Below are 20,899 nucleotides of genomic sequence, written 5' to 3' on the forward strand. Positions count from 1 at the left end.
TCGCCACAGAACGTGAGCGTGTGCATGCGCGGCGACGTGCTGTGACCGTTCCGCAGGCATAGAGTCGCTGAGCGTACCGCACAAACCCGCGCGGCGCAGCAACGAAGATCACCGCGACACGGCAGGCACAGGGTGTGACCCCGACCACGTGTCCGGTTTACAGTTCACGGGTTGTTTCGATGCCGTAACCGCCGTCACTCGTGCTCCGGTTCCGGCTCCGCCGTGGGGGGTAGCCCGGTGGCAGGCCCGACCGGGCCGTCCACCGACGACTCCGTACGGCGGCCTCACAAGTAGAGATCTTTGGAGGACAAAGATGTCCGGGACCATCCTCGCCGCGCCCGGCGGCGAGCTGGCCCTTACCGGCAAGAACGTGTCGTACGTGATTGTCGCGGCCGTGATCGCGCTGGTGGCGCTGGGATTCGCCGCCGTGCTGGTCAAGTCCGTGCTCGCGACCGGTAAGGGCACCAACAAGATGCAGGAGATCGCCGGGGCCGTCCAGGAGGGCGCGTCGGCCTATCTCTTCCGCCAGTTCAAGACGCTCGGCATCTTCGTGGTGCTCGCGGTCATCCTGCTCTTCGTACTGCCGGTACACGGCGACGGCGACGAGCTTTCGCTGAAGATCGGCCGTTCGGCCTTCTTCGTGGTGGGTGCGCTGTTCAGCGCGTTCATCGGCGGTGCGGGCATGGCGCTGGCCACCCGTGCCAACCTGCGGGTCGCCGCGGCGGCGCGCGAGGCCGAGGGCGGTCGCGAGAACGCCATGGCGATCGCGTTCCGCACCGGTGGTGTCGTCGGCTTCCTGACCGTCGGACTCGGCCTGTTCGGCGCCGCGCTGGTGGTGCTGATCTACCGTGCCGACGCCGCGACCGTGCTGGAGGGCTTCGGCTTCGGCGCCGCGCTGCTCGCGATGTTCATGCGGGTCGGCGGCGGCATCTTCACCAAGGCCGCCGACGTCGGCGCCGACCTGGTCGGCAAGGTCGAGCAGAACATCCCCGAGGACGACCCGCGCAACGCGGCCACCATCGCCGACAACGTCGGCGACAACGTGGGCGACTGCGCCGGCATGGCCGCGGACCTGTTCGAGTCGTACGCGGTGACCCTGGTGGCCGCCCTGATCCTGGGCCGTGCCGCATTCGGCGTCGAGGGCCTGGTCTTCCCGCTGATCGTGTCCACCGTCGGGGTGCTGATCGCGATCGTCGGCGTGTTCCTGACCCGCCTGCGCAAGTCCGACAAGAACGGCCTGCAGGCGATCAACCGCGCCTTCTACATCTCGGCCGGCGTGTCCGCGGTCGCGGTGGCGGGCGCTTCGGTGTGGTACCTGCCGAAGACGTTCGCCGCGCTGGGCAAGCCGGAGGTGTCCGGCAACCCGCAGGTCGTCGCCATCGGCGCGGTCATCATCGGCATCGTGCTGGCCGCCGCCATCCAGGCGCTGACCGGCTACTTCACCGAGACCGGCAAGCGCCCGGTGCAGGACATCGGCAAGACGTCCGAGACCGGCGCGGCGACGGTGGTGCTCTCCGGCATCAGCGTCGGCCTGGAGTCGGCGGTCTACTCGGCGCTGCTCATCGGCGGTGCCGTGTACGGCGCGTTCCTGCTGGGCGGCGGCACGCTGGTCGTGTCGCTGTTCGCCATCGCGCTGGCCGGCTGCGGCCTGCTGACCACCGTCGGCGTCATCGTGGCCATGGACACCTTCGGCCCGATCTCCGACAACGCGCAGGGCATCGCCGAGATGTCGGGCGACATCGACGAGCAGGGCGCGCGTACGCTCACCGAGCTCGACGCGGTCGGCAACACCACGAAGGCGATCACCAAGGGCATCGCGATCGCGACGGCCGTGCTGGCCGCGACCGCGCTGTTCGGGTCGTACACCGACACCCTGGCCACCTCGCTGGCCGAGGCGGGTCAGACCGCCTCCGAGGTGATCGACGAGATGCTGAACGTCGCGAACCCGGCCAACCTGGTCGGCCTGCTCATCGGCGTCTCGGTGGTCTTCCTGTTCTCGGGCCTGGCCATCAACGCGGTGTCGCGTTCGGCCGGCGCGGTGGTGCACGAGGTGCGCCGCCAGTTCCGCGAGCTGCCGGGCATCATGGACGGCACGCAGCGCCCCGAGTACGGCAAGGTCGTCGACATCTGCACCCGGGACGCGCAGCGCGAGCTGATGACCCCGGGCCTGCTCGCGGTCCTGGCCCCGATCGCCGTCGGCTTCGGCCTCGGCGCGGGCGCGCTGGCGTCGTACCTGGCCGGTGCGATCGGCGCGGGCACCCTGATGGCGGTGTTCCTGGCCAACTCCGGTGGCGCCTGGGACAACGCGAAGAAGATGGTCGAGGACGGCGCGCACGGCGGCAAGGGCTCGCCGGCGCACGCCGCCACCGTCATCGGTGACACCGTCGGTGACCCGTTCAAGGACACCGCCGGCCCGGCCATCAACCCGCTGATCAAGGTGATGAACCTGGTGTCGCTGCTGATCGCCCCCGCCGTGGTGGCGCTCTGGTACGGCTCCACCGAGAACCCGACCGCGCGCACCGCGATCGCCCTCGTGGCGGCCGCGATCATCGTGGTCGCGGTCTTCATCACCAAGCGGAAGCCGATCACGGTCGGCGGCGATGACTCGGGAAAAGCTGACGCTGCGACTCCGGCGCAGCGCGAAAAGGTCAACGCCTGACGCAACGCACTGAGGCGGCGCCCTCCCCTTCGGGGGAGGGCGCCGCGGTGTTTTCTGCCCCCGTCCGGCGCGAACGGCTCCGCGACCGTCCCTTTCGCCCCTGTCCCCGGGTACATCCACGCAAGATCACCGCTGCGATGGGGGGCGGGGTTAGGCTGCTCTCCATGCGTAGGGGCCGGGTGGGGTTCGGGGCGCTGCTCGTCGTGGCGGCGGGGCTGCTCGGCGCGTGCGTGACGGAGGGGCCGCCGGCGCGGGTGTGGGCGGCGTCGGTGTGTTCGGCGCTGAACCCCTGGCGCGAGGAGATCGCGGTGCTGACCACGCGGGCGCAGCAGCAGACACCTAACGCGACCACGCCCCAGCAGGCCAAGGAGAACCTGGTCCGGATGCTGGAGGGGGCGCGCGACGCGAGCGAGCGGGCGCGCGGCCGGGTCGAGGCCGCGGGGGTGCCCGAGGTGGACGGCGGGTCCGCGATAGCCGACGGGGTGACCGGTTCGCTGGCCGAGATGCGCGACGCCTACGGCCGGGCGGGCGAGGCGATGCGCGCCCTGCCCACCGGCGACGCGGCGAAGTTCTACGAGGACGTGTCCGCGGTCATGGTCACCCTGCAGCGGGAGTACGACGCCAGCGCGCTGGACACCGGGTCGCTGCGCTCGACGGAGCTGCAACAGGCCTTCGGCGAGGTGCCGGAGTGTCTCTGAACCACCAGCTCGCGATGTTCTCCGCGGAGTCGGCCCGGCCGTCCGCGTACGACCTCGCGGGCCTGCTCATCGGGCCGGGCCAGGTGGTGCGGATGGGCGGCACGGCGCGGGTGTCGGTGGTGGTGGAGGCGGCCTGGCGGGTGCACGCCCTGGCGGCCGAGTTCACCGCACGCGGCCTGGAGACGAGCTGGGAGGCCGCCGCGATCGAGGGCCACTTCGGCGTGCGCACCGCGTACACCGGCATGCTGGCGCCGCTGGCCGAGGCGTGGCTGCGCGGCGCGGGCAAACGCCCCCCGGCGGGCTTCGCGCTGGACGGGGCCCGGCTGCGGCTGTGGTTCGCGGCGGCGGGCTCGGTCGACGCCGAGGGCGACGGCGCGGTGCTGCGGCTGGGCGCCAACGACGAGCACTGCTCGGCGGTGGCGCTGCGCGCGTTCACCGCGCTGGCCTGCGTGGCGGAGCTGGGCCGCGGCCCGGCGCTGCGGATCAGCGGGCGGCGCCGGGTGGCCCGGCTGCGCGAGCTGATCGGCGAGCGCCCGTCATCGGCGCCCCTGGGCGCGTGGCCGGGCGACCGGACCGAGCCCGAGTCCGTCCCGGAGGACGAGGAGGCCGCCCGGCCCGAGCGGGCGCCCCGCGCGCCGCGCCGGCCGGGTCCGGAGGCGCCCGGTCAGTTGGCGGTGGCCGCCGACTGGACGCCGGGCAGCGAGCTGACCGGGCCGTAGCGGGCCTTCGGCGCACCGGTCACGTGCGCCCAGTAGCGGTCGCCGTAGGACCAGTGCCACCACTCGGTGGGGTAGTTGACCATGCCGACCAGCGTGAGCGCGTCGGCCAGATACCGCCGGTGGCGCGCGGCCTCGGCCGAGACGTTGGCCGAGTCGGTGTGGCAGGCCTCGCTGTCGGTGTCGTTGACCTGCGTGCCCATCCACAGCTCGGTGCCGTCGGCGGTGCACAGGGTGAGGTCCACTGCGGCGCCCGCGACGTGCGGCGCGACCTCCGGCGGGGAGATGTAGCGGCTGGCCCGGCGGTGATACCAGGCCTCGTCGTGGCCGGGCTGGATGGCGCGCAGCCGCTCCTTGTGCGCCTCGAAGTAGTGCTGCTGCAGCGCCATCGGCCGGTAGCACTCGACGATCAGCAGCCGGAGCCCGGCTGGCAGCAGCGTCTGGGCCGTGACCAGCCGGTCGACCACGCTCAGCCGGACGTGCGCGTACGCCCCCGCGGCGTCGGCCAGGCGGGGGTCCAGGCGCAGCGCGCCCACCGTACGCAGATCGACCAGGCACTCGTCGCACTCGGCGACCGGCGTCTCCACGACCGCGGTGTCCGACAGCAGCACCATCTCCGCCATGGCGTCCCCTCCCCGGAGCAGGCTCCTCCCGCGCGACCGGCGGTCCCCCAACCGCGCGGTCGCTCTGGCGCCGGGCCGGGTGGCTCGCCCCGTGCCGAGCCACCCGTACCTCCGACAGGGGGAAGACTCGCAGGGGGCGCTGGAACTTTTCTGTAATCGGCGGCGGCGGGCTGAAGGTCAGCTGCCGAGCTCGTGGAACTCGCGGGCGCCGTGGTCGTGGAAGACCCGGCGCGCCCGCTCCCGCGCCGTCCGCGCGCCCTCGGCGTCACCCCGGGCGGCCAGCAGCAGTGACCGGTCCCGCTCGATGCGGGCCTGCCAGACCGGCACCTCCATGGCCTGCCAGATGTCGCGGGCCGCGTCGAGGCACGCCTCGGCCAGGTCCAGCCGCTGCTCGGCGAGGTGCAGCTGGCCCAGCGCGCGCAGCGTCGCGCCCTGCCCCCAGCGGTCGCCCATGGTGTGGCTGACCGACAGCGCCCACTCCAGCCGGGTCAGCGCCTCGTCGGCATGGCCCTGGCGCAGCCGGGTCTTGGCGTGCGCGCGCACCGCGTACGCCTCCATCAGCTCGTCGCCCAGCTCGTGGAAGATGTCGGCCGACTCGCGGCAGTGCCGCTCGGCGTCGGCCCACTCGTCCCGGGCCCGGTGGTAGAGGCCGAGCGTGCGCAGCGTGTGGCCCTCGCCGAGGCGGCTGCCGGCGCGGCGGTACGCCGCCAGCGACGCGGTCAGGTCGGCCAGCGCGCCCGGGTAGTCGCCCAGCTCCAGCCGCACCGAGCCGGCGATGCGCCGGGAGTACCCGATGCCGATGTCGTCCCCGGCCTGCTCCAGCAGCGCCGCGGCCTGGTCGAGGAAGTGCACGCCCTCGGCGAACCGGCCCGGCTCGCGGCAGGCGATGCCCAGCCCGGCCAGCGCGGCGGCCTGTCCCGGCTGGTCGTTCAGCTCGCGGAAGAGGCTCAGCGAGGCCCGGAAGTGCTGCCGCGCCTCGGTGTAGCGGTCCTGGTCGTAGCGCAGCTGGCCCAGCTCGGTGAGGATGACCGCCTCGTCGTGCGGCTTGCCCGCGCGCCGGGCCGCGGTCAGCGCCGCCTCGATCACCCGGGTGCGCGCGTCGAACCGGTTCGCGCCCATGAACGCCGACGCGTTGCGGGCCGAGGCGAACTCGCAGACCAGGTCGTGCAAGCCCAGCGCGAGCGCCCGCTCCACCCCGGAGGCCAGCGCCGACTGCTCCGCCTCGAACCAGTCCCACGGGTCCGCGATGACCAGTGCGGTCAGCTCGTCCTCGACGTCGTGCGGGCTGAACGGCCGCCGCCAGCGGATCTCGGCGGGCGGCGAGTCCGCGGCGGTGCGGTGGATCAGCGCCAGCCAGCCGCGCAGCGCGCGGGCGACCGCCTCGGCCAGCTCCGGGCCCGGCTCCTCCAGCGCCGCGCTCTCCCGGGCGTAGAGCCGGATCAGGTCGTGCAGGCGGTAGCGCAGCCCACCCATCCGGTCGACGCCGACGAACTCGACCAGGTGCGCGTCCACCAGCTGCTCGACCAGCTCCTCGGCCTCGGCCAGGCTCGTCCCCACCAGCCAGGACACCACCCAGGGGGAGAAGTCCGGCACCCCGAACCAGCCGAGCCGGCGCAGCGTGGAGCTGCTCTGCGGGTCCAGCGCCCGGTAGCTCAGCTCGATGCTGCTGCGTACGCCCACGTCCCCGGCGGACAGGTGGTTGAGGCGGCGGCTCTCGTCCGCGAGCCGGTCGGCCAGCGGCTTGAGCGGCAGCGCCCGCCGCCCGGCCAGCCGCGCGCTGACGATACGCAGCGCCAGCGGCAGGTGCCCGCAGTAGTCGACGATCCGGCGGGCCGCCTCCACGTCCTCGTCCACGCGCTCGTCGCCGGCCAGGCGGCGCAGCAGGAGCAGGGCCTCCTCCGCGTCGAGCACGCGCAGGTCGGTCAGGGTGGTGCCGGGCAGCCCGGCGAGCCGGTCCCGGCTCGTGATCACGACCGCGCAGCCGGGCCGCCCCGGCAGCAGCGGGCGGACCTGCTGCGCCGACGCGGCGTCGTCGAGCACGATCAGCATGCGCCGCTGGGCCAGCAGCGTGCGGTAGAGGTCGGCCCGCTCCTCGGCGCCCTCGGGCAGCTGGGCCTGGTCCACCCCGAGCGCGCGCAGGAAGCGGGCCAGCACCTCGGCGGGGTCGGCCGGGGCGTCGCTCATGCCGCGCAGCTCGGCGTAGAGCTGGCCGTCGGGGAAGTGCTCGGCGAGCCGGTGTCCGACCGCGACGGCCAGGGTGGACTTCCCGGTGCCGCCCGGCCCGGCGATGATCTGCGGCGCGGGCGCGCCTCCGCCGGGGCGCAGCGCGGCCAGCAGCGCCTCGATCTCGGCCGCGCGGCCGGTGAAGTCGGCGGGCACCGGGGGCAGCTGGGCGGGCACCGGGCGGACCGTGCCCGGCACCGTCTGCTCGGGCGAGGCGGCCAGCTGCTCGGTCTCGCCGCGCAGGATCGCGTGGTGCAGCGCGGTCAGCTCGGCGCCGGGCTCCACGCCCAGCTCCTCGATCAGCACCTCGCGCGCCTCGCGGTAGCACGCCAGCGCCTCCGCCTGGCGGCCCAGCCGGTAGAGCACGGTCATCAGCTGGCCGCGCAGCCGCTCGTTGGTGGGGTGGCGGCCGACGAGCACGGTCAGCTCGGCGGCCAGGTGCCCCCACTGGCCCGCCGCGATCTCCGCCGCGATGCGCTCTTCGACCGCGGCCGTACGCAGCTCGTCCAGCCGCGCCGCCTCGGCCGACAGGCCGGAGTCCTCCAGCCCGGACAGCGCCGGGCCCTGCCACAGCTCGCCCGCGCGGCGCAGCAGCTCGGCGGCGCGCGGGTGGTCGCCCGCGGCCGCGGCGGCGCGCCCGTCGGCCAGCAGCCGGGCGAACACCACGCTGTCCAGCGTGCCGGGGTCGAGCCGGGCGACGTAGCCGGGCGAGGCGGTGGCGATGACCTCCCCGGCGCCATGCTTGGCGAAGGCTCGGCGCAGCGTCGACACGTAGGTCTGGATCAGGGCGCGGGCGGTGTCGGGCGGCTCGTCGCCCCACAGGATGTCGACCAGGCGGCTGGTCGCCACGACCCGGCCGTGCTCCAGCAGCAGGGCCGCGAGCAGTGCCTTCGGTTTCGCGCCGCCGAGCGGCACGGGCTGTCCGCCGTGGTGGGCGGAGACGGGCCCCAGCAGCCGGAACTCCACCTCACACCCCTTCGTCGCGCCGCATGACCGCCCTAGCCTAGGCCGTCGGACAAGTGTCAGACCAGCTCAGCAAGCGGGCCGGCCAGGGCAGGGCGGGGCGGGTGTGCTGCGTGGAGTGACGACGCCGCCACCTGCGCGCTGGCGGAGTTTCGCCATGGCGCAACCCCGCCATCGGTAGCTATTCACGGGTGCCGGGGCAGGCCGGTAGACCCTTGTCATGTTCTCCCCCTCATCGTCTTCCCCCTTCCGGCGCAGGCGCTGGCGGCTGATCTCGGCCACCGCCGTGCTGCCGCTGCTGGCGGCGGGTTCGGCCGTGCTGCAGGCGCCCGCGCAGGCCGCCGCACCGCAGCCGCCCGCGGTCCAGCCCAAGCCCACCGCGACCCACCAGGTCACGCTGGTCACCGGTGACGTCGTCACGGTCACCACGCTGGCCGACGGCAAGCAGCTCGCCGACGTCGACCGGCCGGACGGCGCCCTCGGCGGGGTCCGCATGCAGCAGGTCAAGGGCGACCTCTACGTCATCCCCGACGAGGCGGTCGGCCTGCTCGCCGCGGACAAGCTGGACCGGCGGCTGTTCAACGTCACCGATCTGATCGAGATGGGCTACGACGACGCGAAGTCGGGCGGCGTGCCGCTGATCGCGACGTACGCGCCGAGCAAGGCCCGCACCGCGACGCAGCCGGCCGCGCCGAAGGGCAGCAAGCTGGTCCGCCGCCTGGCGGGCATCCGCGGCTCCGCGCTGAAGGCCGACAAGAAGCAGGCCCGCACGTTCTGGACCACCGTCGCGCCACAGGGCAGCGTGACGGTGGGGGAGCCGAAGGCGGCGCTGGGCGCCGGGGTGGCCAAGCTGTGGCTCGACGGCCGGGTCGAGGTCAACCTCAAGGAGAGCGTGCCGCTGATCGGCGCGCCCGAGGCCTGGGCGGCCGGGTTCACCGGTGAGGGTGTCAAGGTCGCGGTGCTCGACACCGGCATCGACGTCAACCACCCGGACCTGAAGGACCAGATCGACGCCACCGCCAGCTTCGTGCCGGGCGAGGCGATCACCGACGTCAACGGCCACGGCACGCACGTGGCCGGCACCATCGTGGGCACGGGCGGCGCGTCCGGCGGCGACTACAAGGGCGTCGCGCCCGACGCCGACCTGATCGTCGGCAAGGTGCTCGGCGGCGAGGAGGGCTACGGCCTCGACTCCTGGATCATCGCCGGTATGGAGTGGGCCGCCCAGCAGGGCGCCGACGTCGTCAACATGAGCCTCGGCGACTCGTACCCGACCGACGGCAGCGATCCGATGTCGCAGACGGTCGACGCGCTGTCCGCCCAGTACGGCACGCTGTTCGTCATCGCCGCCGGCAACGCGGGTCCGGAGACCATCTCCACCCCGGGCGCGGCCGCCTCGGCGCTGACCGTGGCCGCCACGGACAAGCAGGACAACCTCGCATACTTCTCCAGCACCGGCCCGCTGGCGTTCTCCGGCGGCATGAAGCCGGACATCGCGGCGCCCGGTGTGGACATCACCGCGGCCCGTTCGCAGGAGATGACCGACGGCGGCGAGGGCCTCTACCGCACCATCAGCGGCACCTCGATGGCCACCCCGCACGTGGTCGGCGCGGCGGCGATCCTGGCCGAGCAGCACCCGGACTGGACCGGCGCGCAGCTCAAGGAGCACCTGACGAGCACCGCGAAGGGCCTGGCCGACTGGTACTCGCCCTACGAGGTGGGCACCGGGCGGCTCGACGTGGCCGCCGCGATCAAGACCTCGGTCCGGGGCACCACGTCGCTGTTCTTCGGCAATTACACGTGGCCGCACGAGCCGGCCGACGTCGCCGTGACCAAGGACCTGACCTTCACCAACAGCGGGAACACGGACGTCACGCTGAACCTGGCGCTGAGCAACGCGGGGGGCCCGTTCACCCTGGGCGCGACCTCGGTGACCATCCCGGCGGGTGCGAAGGCGACGGTGCCGGTCACCGGCGACCCGCAGGCCGCCGCCCCCGGCCAGCGTCACGTCGGCTACGTGATCGGCACCGACGCGAGCACCGGCCAGCCGGTGACCCGCTCCTCGGTGGCGCTGCTCAAGGAGGACGAGCGCTACGACCTGACGATCAAGCTGGTCGGCAAGGACGGCAAGCCCGCCTCGGGCTACGTCGGCATCAACCTGGCCGGCGACCAGTGGCCCTGGTCGGCCTACGTCGAGGGCTCGCTGACCCTGCGGATGGCGCCCGGCGCGTACACCGTCGTCGGCTCGATCGACGTGCCCGGCGAGAAGGCCGACCGGCTGGGCCTGGCCGTGCTGGCCGACCCGGAGACCATCCTCGCCGGCGGCCCCGCCGAGGTGGTGCTGGACGCGAGCAAGGCGCGCCTGCTGGACACCGAGGCGCCGCGGCGCGCCCAGGACCGGCAGCGCAAGATCGACCTGAACGTGCACTACGACGGCATCGACTCCTGGTTCGACTACCGCAGCGCGTACCAGGTGCCGGTCATGTACGACGACCTGTACGTCATGCCCACCGAGCCGATGACCAAGGGCGAGTTCACGCTGACCACCCGCTGGCGCAAGGGCGAGCCGCTGATCGACCTGAGCGTGCTGGGCGGCCTGGTCCGCTTCGACGCGACCGCCCAGTTCGGCAGCGCGCTGGGCACCGGCAAGGAGACCCTGCGCACGGTGTACGCCGGCAAGGGCGCGGCGGCCGACTACGCCAAGATCAAGGCCAAGGGCAAGCTGGTCGTGGTCCAGCGCAGCGACGAGGTCGCGCCCGACGAGCGGGCCGCCGCTGCGGCCGCAGCCGGGGCGAAGGCGCTGGTCGTGGTGAACGACGGCGTCGGCGGCCTGCTGGAGGGCGTCGGCGAGGCGGCGATCCCGGTGGCGAGCGTGCACCGGGACGCGGGCAAGGCCGTGATCACGCTGGCCAGGCTGGGCCTGCCGATCACCGTGCAGCGGACCGAGTACACCCCGTTCGTGTACGACCTGACCCGCGACTACCCCGGCCAGGTGCCGGACCTGCCGCTGGTCTACAAGCCGAGCCACCGTGAGCTGGCGAAGATCGACAACCGGTTCTACAACGCGGCCACCCCGGGCCTCGGCTCCGGCTACCGCTACGACCTGACCCTGTCCCCGTCGCTCGGCTTCCACGAGACCGAATGGCACCCGGGCACCCGGACCGACTGGGTCACCCCCGGCCAGATCTGGGCCGAGTCGCACATGCAGAACCTCGAGGGCACCCTGCCGTGGTCGATGGTGTCCGGCACGGACACCTACCGGGCGGACAGCACCACCAGGCTCGACTGGTTCGCCCCGGCGGTGCGGCCCGCGCAGAGCAACTCCTTCGGGGTGTACAACTCCCGGGCGCGCGACTACATGACCTGGAACGTGCAGGCCTGGTCGTCGTCGGCGGAGAACATGCGGCTCGGCGGCTACCTGCCGTGGGGCGAGACCCCGACCCAGCTGCACGTCTACCAGGGCGACACCCTGATCCACCACAACGACATGAGCGGCGACATGCAGTGGAAGCAGGTGCCGGCGGGCAACCTGCCCTACCGCGCCGTGCTCGACGCGGAGCGGCCCGGTGACGTCTTCCGGCTGTCGACCCGCACCCACACCGAGTGGACGTTCATGTCCGACACCGTCGACAACGACTACTTCCAGCGGATCTCGGTCCTGAACCTGGACTACAGGCTGGAGACCGACCTGCACGGCGACGTGAAGGCGGGCACCACCCAGCAGATCAGCCTGAAGCCGGTGTCGATGGACGGCGGCACCGTCCCCGGCGCGATCACCAAGGTGACCCTCGACGTCTCCTACGACGACGGCGCCACCTGGCAGAAGGTGACCCTGACCAAGGGCGCCGGCGGCGTCTGGGCCGGCTCGTTCAAGGCCGGTGGCAAGGCCGGCGGCTTCATCTCGGTGCGCGCGGGCGCCGAGACCGACGCCGGGTTCAGCGTCAAGAACGAGATCATCCGGGCGTACGGCCTGCGATGAGCACAGCGAACGGGCCCCGGGGAGGCGACTCCCCGGGGCCCTTCCCGTCCCTCGCCGATGCGAAAGGGCCTGTTCAGGATCAGGCCGCATGGCGCATACTCTCCCCGCTGCGACGCGCGGAAGGGAGTCGGTCGCCGATGCTGGGAGCGCTCGGGCTCGCACCCGACGAGGAGGCCGTCTACCGCGCGCTGCTCGGCCGGCCGAGCGCCACCGCGATGCTGCTGGCCGACGCCCTGGAGCTACCCGAGGGGGTCGTCGAGAAGAGCCTCGCACACCTGGTCGAGTGGGGTCTCGCCCTGCGCTCGGGTGGTGAGGCGTTCGTCGCCGCGCCGCCGGCCATGGCGCTCGGTGCCCTGATCACCGAACGCCGCGACGGGCTGCGCATGGCCGAGCAGGCGCTGGTCACCTTCGCCGAGGAGCACCGCGCCGCCGTCGCCGGCCGCAGCATCAACGACCTGATCGAGGTGGTGACCGGCGTCGACGCCATCCGCCTGCGCTTCCAGCAGGTGCAGCAGGCCGCGCGCCGGGAGATCCGGAACTTCGTCACCGCCCCGTACATCGCGGTGCGGCCCGGCCAGAACTCCCAGGAGGACGCCGCCGCCCGGCGCGGCGTCAGGTTCCGGGTGGTGCTGGAGCGCCCGGTGCTGGCCGAGCCGGACATCGTCGCGGAGGTCGTCGACTCGCTGAGCCGGGGCGTGGAGCTGCGCGTCGTCGACAGCCTCCCGATGAAGCTCATCCTGGCGGACGACGACCTGGCGCTGGTGCCGATCTCCGCTCCGCTCGCCACGCCGCCGGGCAGCGAGCCCGGCGCTGTGCTGCTGCATCGCAGCGGGCTGCTGGCCGCGCTGGAGGCGCTGTTCGAGACGGTCTGGCAGCGGGCGTACCCGCTGGAGCTGTCCGCGTTCGGCGGCGAGCTGCCCTACGCCGAGCAGGAGGGTGACGAGCCGACCGAGCTGGACCGGCGCATCCTGGCGCTGCTCCTGTCGGGCCTCACCGACCAGGCCGTCGCTACCCAGCTGGACCTGTCGCTGCGCACCCTCCAGCGCCGCCTGCGCCACCTGATGGACCTGGCCGGCGTCGAGTCCCGCATGCAGCTCGGCTGGCACGCGTCCCGCCACGGCTGGGCCTGAGGGCCGGTGGCAAGATCGCCGTTTCGTGCCAAGATCTGCGGTTGCGCCCCACCTTTTGACACGAAATGGCGATCTTCGCGTGGTGACGGAGGTGATATCCGGGTGGGAATCCCCGTTGTCCGGATTGTGGCGGGGAGTATGGTGTCAGCGGTCACAGGAATGTGCCCGTGCGTCGATAGGGTGCGCAACCCTGGGCGCACACTGAGCGTTACCTTGGACATCCGTGGCCGGTGTCGCATCGCCGAGACGCCCGCCGCAAGCCCGACCGCTGCGTAACCTCAGACGAGCCATCGTGACCGAGCCGCCGCCACCCGGCGGTATCCAGCCACCCGGACGACCACCGCGGAGAGAGAACGTGCCGACAGCTGCCAGAAACCGTCTCGTGATCGTCGAATCACCGGCGAAGGCGAAGACGATCTCGGGGTACCTCGGCCCGGGTTACGTCGTCGAGGCGAGCCTCGGACACATCCGTGACCTGCCCGCAGGCGCGAAGCAGATGCCCGAGAAGTACAAGAAGGAGCCGTGGGCCTACCTCGGCGTCGACGTCGACAACGGCTTCGCTCCCGTATATATCGTCAACCCGGACCGGGCCAAGCACGTCACGCGCCTCAAGGCGCTGATGAAGGACGCCGACGAGGTCCTGCTCGCCACAGATGAGGACCGCGAGGGCGAGGCCATCGCCTGGCACCTGGTGGAGACGCTCAAGCCCAAGGTGCCGGTCAAGCGGATGGTCTTCCACGAGATCACCAAGCCGGCCATCCAGGCGGCCGTGGCCAACCCGCGCGACATCGACCGCGACCTGGTCGACGCACAGGAGACCCGGCGCATCCTGGACCGGCTCTACGGCTACGACGTGTCCGCGGTGCTGTGGAAGAAGGTCCAGCGCGGCCTGTCCGCGGGCCGGGTGCAGTCGGTGGCGACCCGGATCGTGGTCGAGCGGGAGAAGCAGCGGATGGCGTTCCGCGCCGCCGACTACTGGGACATCACCGCCACGCTGGCCGTGGACAAGGCGAGCGAGACCGGCCCGCGCACGTTCACCGCGACCCTGATCGCGCTGGACGGCGACCGGATCGCGACCGGCAAGGACTTCGATCCCACGACCGGGCGGCTGCGGCCGGGCTCGGGCGTGGTGCAGCTCGACGGCGACGGGGCGCGCGGCCTGGCGGCCCGCCTCGACGACCGCCCGTTCACCGTCACCCGGGTCGAGGAGAAGCCGTACCGGCGCAAGCCGTACGCGCCGTTCATCACCTCGACGCTGCAGCAGGAGGCGGCCCGCAAGCTGCGCTTCTCCTCGGCGGCGACGATGCGCACCGCGCAGCGGCTGTACGAGAACGGCTACATCACCTATATGCGTACCGACTCGGTGAACCTCTCCGAGTCGGCCATCGCCGCGGCCCGTACGCAGATCGCCGAGCTGTACGGCTCCGGCGCCGTGCCGCCGCAGCCGCGCCGCTACTCCGGCAAGGTGAAGAACGCGCAGGAGGCGCACGAGGCGATCCGCCCCGCGGGCGACACCTTCCGCACCCCGGGCGCGGTGCGGGGCGAGCTGTCCACCGAGGAGTACAAGCTCTACGAGCTGATCTGGCAGCGCACCATCGCCTCGCAGATGTCCGACGCGGTCGGCATGACGGTGAGCGTGCGCATCCGCGCGACCACCGCGCGCAACGAGGAGGCCGACTTCGCGGCCAGCGGCCGGACCATCACCGACCCCGGCTTCCTGCGGGCGTACGTGGAGTCCTCCGACGACGAGTCCGCCGAGGCCGACGACGCCGAGCGCAAGCTGCCGGTGCTGGTCAAGGACCAGCGGCTGACCGAGGAGGGCCTGGAGGCGGTGGGTCACACCACCCAGCCGCCCGCCCGCTACACGGAGGCGTCGCTGGTCAAGGCGCTGGAGGAGCTGGGCATCGGCCGCCCGTCGACGTACGCGTCGATCATGCAGACGATCCAGGACCGCGGCTACGTGACCAAGCGCGGCCAGGCCCTGATCCCGACGTTCGTCGCGTTCGCGGTGATCGGGCTGCTGGAGCAGCACTACCCGCGGCTGGTCGACTACGGCTTCACCGCGGCGATGGAGGACCAGCTCGACCAGATCGCGGGCGGCGACGCCACCGCGCTGGAGTTCCTGACCTCCTTCTACTTCGGCTCGCCGACCGCCGAGCAGGGTTCGGTGGCGCAGGCCGGCGGCCTGAAGAAGCTGGTCACCGAGCACCTCGGCGAGATCGACGCGCGCAGCATCAACTCGATCAAGCTGTTCACCGACGACCAGGACCGCGACGTCGTGGTCCGGGTCGGCCGGTACGGGCCGTACCTGCAGCGCACGCCGCACGGCAGCAACGGCAAGGGCCCGGCCGGCGGGAACATCCCCGAGGAGGGCGACCCCGACACGGAGACCGCGGCCGAGGGCGACCGCGTGTCGATCCCGGAGGGCCTGGCGCCCGACGAGCTCACCCCGGAGAAGGTCGAGGAGCTGTTCCTGGGCGGCGGCGGCGAGCGCAAGCTCGGCGAGCACCCGCAGACCGGCGAGCCGGTGGTGCTCAAGTCCGGCCGGTTCGGCCCGTACGTGTCCAGCGGCGAAGTGAACTCCTCGCTGCTGAAGACCCAGTCACCCGATCAGGTGACATTGGCCGAGGCGCTGCAGCTGCTGTCGCTGCCCCGGCTCGTCGGCCGCGACGCCGAGGGTCAGGAGATCTTCGCCAAGAACGGGCGGTACGGCCCGTACATCGAGCGGGCCGGGGACTCCCGTTCGCTGGAGAGCGAGGACCAGCTCTTCACGGTCACCCTGGACCAGGCGCTGACGCTGCTGGCCGCGCCGAAGCAGCGGGGCCGCCGGGCCGCGCAGCCGCCGCTGCGGGAGATGGGCGTCGACCCGCTGACCGACAAACCGCTGGTCATCAAGGATGGACGGTTCGGCCCGTACGTCACCGACGGCGAGTCCAACGCGTCCCTGCGCCGCGGCCAGACCCCCGAAGGGCTGACCATCGAGCAGGCTTCCGAGATGCTCTCGGAGAAGCGGGCGAAGGGTCCGGCACCGAAGAAGGCGCCCGCGAAGAAGGCCGCGCCGGCTAAGGCGACGAAGGCTGCGACCAAGGCCACAGCGGCCAAGAAGGCGACCACGGCCAAGGCCGCGACCGCGAAGAAGGCGGCCAAGAAGGCCACGCCGAGCGTGCCAAAGAAGGCCGCCGCCAAGAAAGACAGCTAGCTGACCGCTTACCGACCCTGCCCAGGGTCGTTGACTCTGGGTAGGGTGTCGATGCGAGCGTGGCGCAGGTTCTGGGAACACACGCCACGGTGAGGAGCGGATCAGTGTCCACACCAGCTGTCAGCGCCGGGCCGCTGCGCCGGGTCCCGGTGCAGGGCCGCAGTGTCGCGCGGGTGCAGCGCATGCTCGACGCGTGCGCTGAGTTGATCGACGAGGTCGGTTACGACGGTCTCAGCACCACGCTGCTGGCCGAGCGGGCCGGCGTCGCGATCGGTTCGGTCTACCAGTTCTTCCCGGACAAGCGGGCCATCGTCCAGGCGCTGACCCTGCGCAACGTCGAGGCATACCTGGAGCGGCTGGCCGAGCGCATCCCCGCCGGCGAGCTGGCCCACTGGTGGGACGGCGTCGACGGGGCCATCGAGGAGTACATCGAGCTGCACCGCAGCGTGCCGGGCTTCCGGACGCTGCACTTCGGCGACGTGGTGGACGTGCACCTGATCGACCCGGAGCGCGACAACAACGCGGTCATCGCCGATCACCTGGCCGACCTGCTCGTCCGCTTCCACAACGCGCCGGACGGGCCGGACCTGCGCTTCGCGCTCACCGTCTCGGTCGAGGCCGCCGACGCGCTGATCAAGCTCGCGTTCCGCCGTCACCCCGACGGCGACGCCGCGGTCCTGGCAGAATCGAAGCGGCTGGTACGCGGCTACCTGCAGGCCTTCGCTCTCACGTAGGCCGGTGAGCCGTACCACTCCCTCGGATTTGTGGCAAGTCTTCAGGGTCGAACCAGGGTAGGCCCGCGCCGGGGCAGGACTAGAGTGAAGCCGCAGGACGCCCGGGCGCTATTGCCATGGCCGCGATCAGCGCACCCGCTGACCGGAGCCGTCGGGCAGTGACGCGGGAGGCAGTGCCATCAAGGACAGGGCCAGCAGTACGCCGGGAACGGGAGCGGACGACGCACCGTTCCCGGCACACGTCGCCCAGCCGGATCTGAACGGCGCCGCCGAGCTGCGGGCGATCCTGCGCATCCGGCCGTTCCGGCGGCTCTGGCTGGTGCTGAGCGTCGCGTCGCTCGGCGACTGGCTGGGCCTGCTCGCCACGGCCACCTTCGCCTCCGCGCAGGTCAGCGGCAACGCCGCGAAGGGCCTGGCGTTCGGTTCGGTGATCGCCGTCCGGCTGCTGCCGGCGCTGGTGCTCGGGCCGCTGGCCGGCGTGATGGCCGACCGGTGGGACCGGCGCTACACCATGGTCATCTGCGACCTGCTGCGCTTCGTCCTGTTCGCCACGATTCCGACGGTCGCGCTGTACACCTCGGACCCCAAGATCTCGGTCGGCTGGGCGGCGGTCGCCACCTTCATCATCGAGGCGATCACGCTGATCTGGATCCCGGCCAAGGACGCCGCGGTCCCGAACCTGATCCCCCGGGCCCGGCTGGAGGCCGCGAACCAGCTCACCCTGATCACGACGTACGGCATCACGCCGGTGCTCGCCGCGGCCGTGCTGGCCGCGCTGAACCAGTTCTACCAGTGGCTGGAGAAGTCCGGCGTCATCGTCGCGGCCTGGGCCGCCCCGTCCAGCCTCGCGCTGTACTTCCTCGCCTTCTCCCGCCTGGCGACCGCGGTGGTCGTGTTCTTCGGCATCCGGGAGATCTCGCTGTCCGGTCACAACGGCGGCGGCGGCAAGGGCGACAGCATGCTGCGCCAGTTCGTCGACGGCTGGCGCTTCATCGGCCAGACCCGGATGGTGCGCGGCCTGGTGCTGGGCATCCTCGGCGCGTTCGCGGCCGGCGGCGTGGTCATCGGCACCGGGCAGTTCTTCGCGTTCTCGCTGGGCGGCGGCGACGCGACCTTCGCCATCCTGTTCGCGGCGATCTTCATCGGCCTCGGCCTGGGCATCGCGCTCGGCCCGCGCCTGATCGGCGGCCTGTCCCGGCGGCGCTGGTTCTGCCTGAGCATCATGCTCGCCGGCGCGTCCGTCGCGCTGCTGGCGCTGGTCCCGCACCTGTCGCTGGCCGTGGTGGGCGCGCTGCTGGTCGGCTCCGGCGCGGGCATGGCCTTCCTGTCCGGCACCACGCTGCTCGGCGGCGAGGTCGGCGACGAGGTGCGCGGCCGGGTCTTCGCCGTGGTGCAGACCGGCACCCGGGTGGTGCTGATGCTGGCCATCGCGGTGTCCAGCGTGCTCGCCGGTGGCGGCGGCTCGCGCGACGTCGGCAGCACCGGCGTCCCGATCTCCTTCACCCGGGTGCTGCTCGGCGTCGCCGGCGTGCTCGGCGTGCTGGCCGGTTTCTGGGCGCTGCGCCAGATGGACGACAAGCCGGGCGTGCCGCTGCTGCCCGACCTGATCAGCTCGATGCGCGGCCGCCCGCTCGGCATGGCCGAGGTGTCGCCGCGTACCGGCGTGTTCATCGTGTTCGAGGGCGGCGAGGGCGCGGGCAAGTCCACCCAGATCGGGCTGCTCGCGCAGCGGCTGCGCGACGACGGCCGCGAGGTGGTGGTGACCCGGGAGCCCGGCGCGACCGAGGTCGGCGCCCGGATCCGCAAGATGGTGCTGGAGACGCACACCACCACGTCCGGGCCGGTCGGCGCGACCGCGCTGGCGCCGCGCGCCGAGGCGCTGCTCTACGCCGCGGACCGGGCCCATCACGTGTCCACCGTGGTCCGTCCCGCACTGCGCCGCGGCGACATCGTCGTGTCCGACCGTTACGTGGACAGCTCGCTGGCGTACCAGGGCGCGGGCCGCACGCTGCCGGTCGACGAGGTGTCCTGGCTGTCCGCCTGGGCCACCGGCGGGCTCAAGCCCGACCTGGTCGTGCTGCTCGACGTCGACCCGAAGGTCGGGCTAGCCCGGGTGGACCGCCGGGGCGAGGCCGACCGGCTGGAGCGCGAGTCGCTGGACTTCCACGAGCGCGTCCGGCAGGGCTTCCTCGACCTGGCCGCCGCCGAACCGGCCCGCTACCTCGTGCTCGACGGCACCCGGGACCCGGCCCAGCTCGCCGCCGAGATCGCGGCCCGCGTCGCCCGGTTGCTGCCCCCGGTGACCCCGGGCGGCGAGCCGCACGACGGCGTCCCGGGAGCCGATCCGGCCCGGGACGGCGAGCGTCAGGGCCCGGCCGGCCGGGTGCCCGCACCGGGCGAGCCGCCGGCCACGACCGGGTCACCGGCGGAGTTACGGGCCGGCCGAGGCTGAACCCGGCACCGGCCCGTCCCACCCCTGTCAGGCGAGTCGTAGGTGTCCGGCGAGGCTCGCCGACGTTCGCCGTGCCGCAGGTGCCGGACCGAGCCGCAGGTGCCGGACCGCGGCGCTGGTGTCGGGCGAGCTGGTGCCGCCGGGCGAGCTGGTGGTGTCGGGCGAGCTGGTGGTGTCGGGCGAGCTAGTGGTGTCGGGCGGGGCGCGTAATGTCGTGGCGTGCGCGGACGAAGTGAGCGAGGAAGCGGGGTCCGGCCCCGCGAGGGGGTCCGGTGAGCGACGTCTTCTTCCAGCTGGTCGGCCAGCCTGATGCCGTCACCACGCTGCGGGCCGCCGCGACGGCCGCGGCCGCCGTCATCCGCGGCGAGGCCGTCGGCGCGGGGGCGATGACGCACGCCTGGCTGTTCACCGGGCCGCCCGGCTCGGGCCGCTCGGTCGCCGCCCGCTCCTTCGCGGCCGCGCTGCAGTGCACCGACCAGGCGGCCGGGCCCGGCTGCGGGCACTGCGACGGCTGCCACACCACCATCGCCGGCACCCACCCCGACGTGCGTCTCGTGGTGCCCGACGGGCTGAGCATCCCGGTCGCGCAGATGCGCGAGCTGGTGCTGCGCTCGGCCACCACCCCGGCCAACGGCCGCTGGCAGGTGCTGCTCATCGAGGACGCCGACCGGCTCACCGAGGCGGCCGGCAACGCCCTGCTCAAGGCCGTCGAGGAGCCGCCGGACCGGACGATCTTCCTGCTCTGCGCGCCCTCCGACCATCCCGACGACATCTCGGTGACCATCCGCTCCCGCTGCCGGGTCGTGCCGCTGCGCCAGCCCGCCGCTGAGGCGGTCAGCTCGCTGCTCGTCGAGCGGGACGGCGTCGATCCGGCCACCGCGGCCTGGGTCGCCGCGGCCGCGCAGGGCCATGTCGGCCGCGCCCGCCGCCTGGCCGCCGACGCCGAGGCCCGGGGCCGCCGGGCCGCCGTGCTGGCCGTGCCGCGCCAGCTCACCGGCGTCGGCGCCTGCTTCGACGCGGCCGCCGCGCTGATCGAGGCCGCCGAGGCCGAGGCGGCCGCCGCGGTCGCCGAGACCGACGCCGCCGAGCGGGCCGCGCTGGAGACGGCGCTGGGCGCGGGCGGCACGGGCAAGGGCGCCGCGGGCGCCGCCCGGGGCATCGCCGGCCAGCTCAAGGACCTGGAGAAGCGGCAGAAGTCGCGGGCCACCCGGGCCCAGCGCGACGCGCTCGACCGGGCGCTGCTCGATCTGGCCGGCTTCTACCGCGACGTGCTCAACGCCAGGTGGGGCGGGCCCGTCGCCGCCGTACACACCGACACCGCCGCGCTGGCCGAGGCCGCCGCGCAGCGCTGGACCGCCGAGAGCACCCTGCGCCGCCTCGAATCCGTCCTGGCCTGCCGCACCGCCATCGACGCCAACGTCAAACCCCGCATCGCCGTCGAAGCCATGATGCTCGAACTCTGGCACGGCTGACCCACCCGCCCACCCCGCCCACCCGCCAAGATCGCTCAACTTGCCTGGCAG

The 20,899-nt window shown here is 73.0% G+C and carries 11 protein-coding genes; 9 read left to right on the forward strand and 2 right to left on the reverse strand.

Going from position 1 to position 20,899, the window contains the following annotated elements:
• The first annotated feature begins 313 nt into the window (after positions 1–313).
• The 3 genes from Cba03nite_RS18900 (at position 314) to Cba03nite_RS18910 (ending at position 4,076) form a co-directional block, all read left to right on the forward strand.
• The gene (locus Cba03nite_RS18900; RefSeq protein ID WP_203747710.1) at positions 314–2,659 is read left to right on the forward strand and encodes a sodium-translocating pyrophosphatase; all 2,346 of its coding nucleotides are present in this window, start codon (positions 314–316) and stop codon (positions 2,657–2,659) included.
• A gap of 164 nt (positions 2,660–2,823) precedes the next feature.
• On the forward strand, positions 2,824–3,357 hold the full coding sequence (locus Cba03nite_RS18905; RefSeq protein WP_203747712.1) for a hypothetical protein: 534 nt from the start codon (positions 2,824–2,826) through the stop codon (positions 3,355–3,357).
• Complete coding sequence (locus Cba03nite_RS18910) at positions 3,348–4,076, forward strand: hypothetical protein (RefSeq protein WP_239125858.1); 729 nt, start codon at positions 3,348–3,350, stop codon at positions 4,074–4,076. Before Cba03nite_RS18905 ends, Cba03nite_RS18910 begins: the two co-directional genes overlap by 10 nt.
• On the opposite strand, the gene Cba03nite_RS18915 is transcribed toward Cba03nite_RS18910, so the two are convergent.
• Positions 4,022–4,696: a M15 family metallopeptidase gene (locus tag Cba03nite_RS18915; RefSeq protein ID WP_239125859.1), complete on the reverse strand. Its 675-nt coding sequence runs from the start codon at positions 4,694–4,696 to the stop codon at positions 4,022–4,024. The two genes, Cba03nite_RS18910 and Cba03nite_RS18915, sit on opposite strands and share 55 nt — an antisense overlap.
• A gap of 177 nt (positions 4,697–4,873) precedes the next feature.
• On the reverse strand, positions 4,874–7,885 hold the full coding sequence (locus Cba03nite_RS18920) for an AfsR/SARP family transcriptional regulator (protein ID WP_203747714.1): 3,012 nt from the start codon (positions 7,883–7,885) through the stop codon (positions 4,874–4,876).
• 217 nt (positions 7,886–8,102) lie between these two features.
• On the opposite strand from Cba03nite_RS18920, the gene Cba03nite_RS18925 reads away from it, so the two are divergent.
• The 6 genes from Cba03nite_RS18925 to Cba03nite_RS18950 all read left to right on the forward strand — a co-directional run bounded on the left by Cba03nite_RS18925 (position 8,103) and on the right by Cba03nite_RS18950 (position 20,848).
• The gene (locus Cba03nite_RS18925) at positions 8,103–11,861 is read left to right on the forward strand and encodes a S8 family serine peptidase (RefSeq protein ID WP_203747717.1); all 3,759 of its coding nucleotides are present in this window, start codon (positions 8,103–8,105) and stop codon (positions 11,859–11,861) included.
• Positions 11,862–11,998: 137 nt separating this feature from the next.
• On the forward strand, positions 11,999–12,991 hold the full coding sequence (locus tag Cba03nite_RS18930) for a transcriptional regulator TrmB (RefSeq protein WP_203747720.1): 993 nt from the start codon (positions 11,999–12,001) through the stop codon (positions 12,989–12,991).
• Between the two features lie 355 nt (positions 12,992–13,346).
• On the forward strand, positions 13,347–16,190 hold the full coding sequence (gene topA, locus Cba03nite_RS18935) for a type I DNA topoisomerase (RefSeq protein ID WP_203747722.1): 2,844 nt from the start codon (positions 13,347–13,349) through the stop codon (positions 16,188–16,190).
• Positions 16,191–16,294: 104 nt separating this feature from the next.
• A complete protein-coding gene (locus Cba03nite_RS18940) occupies positions 16,295–16,924 on the forward strand; it encodes a TetR/AcrR family transcriptional regulator (RefSeq protein ID WP_203747724.1) in 630 nt (209 codons plus the stop codon).
• A 319-nt stretch (positions 16,925–17,243) separates the two neighbouring features.
• Positions 17,244–19,376, forward strand: a complete 2,133-nt coding sequence (gene tmk, locus Cba03nite_RS18945) for a dTMP kinase (protein WP_239125860.1) — start codon at positions 17,244–17,246, stop codon at positions 19,374–19,376.
• 272 nt (positions 19,377–19,648) lie between these two features.
• On the forward strand, positions 19,649–20,848 hold the full coding sequence (locus tag Cba03nite_RS18950; protein ID WP_203747726.1) for a DNA polymerase III subunit delta': 1,200 nt from the start codon (positions 19,649–19,651) through the stop codon (positions 20,846–20,848).
• The last annotated feature ends 51 nt before the right edge of the window (positions 20,849–20,899 follow it).

Origin of the sequence: Catellatospora bangladeshensis, from assembly GCF_016862575.1 — a bacterium.
Taxonomy (GTDB): domain Bacteria; phylum Actinomycetota; class Actinomycetes; order Mycobacteriales; family Micromonosporaceae; genus Catellatospora; species Catellatospora bangladeshensis.

Bases quoted from the DNA above. Each gene is read 5' to 3' on its own strand.
- Cba03nite_RS18900 (WP_203747710.1), top strand. From the start codon at position 314: ATGTCCGGGACCATCCTCGCCGCGCCCGGCGGCGAGCTGGCCCTTACC.
- Cba03nite_RS18905 (WP_203747712.1), top strand. From the start codon at position 2,824: ATGCGTAGGGGCCGGGTGGGGTTCGGGGCGCTGCTCGTCGTGGCGGCG.
- Cba03nite_RS18915 (WP_239125859.1), bottom strand. From the start codon at position 4,696: ATGGCGGAGATGGTGCTGCTGTCGGACACCGCGGTCGTGGAGACGCCG.
- Cba03nite_RS18925 (WP_203747717.1), top strand. From the start codon at position 8,103: ATGTTCTCCCCCTCATCGTCTTCCCCCTTCCGGCGCAGGCGCTGGCGG.
- Cba03nite_RS18930 (WP_203747720.1), top strand. From the start codon at position 11,999: ATGCTGGGAGCGCTCGGGCTCGCACCCGACGAGGAGGCCGTCTACCGC.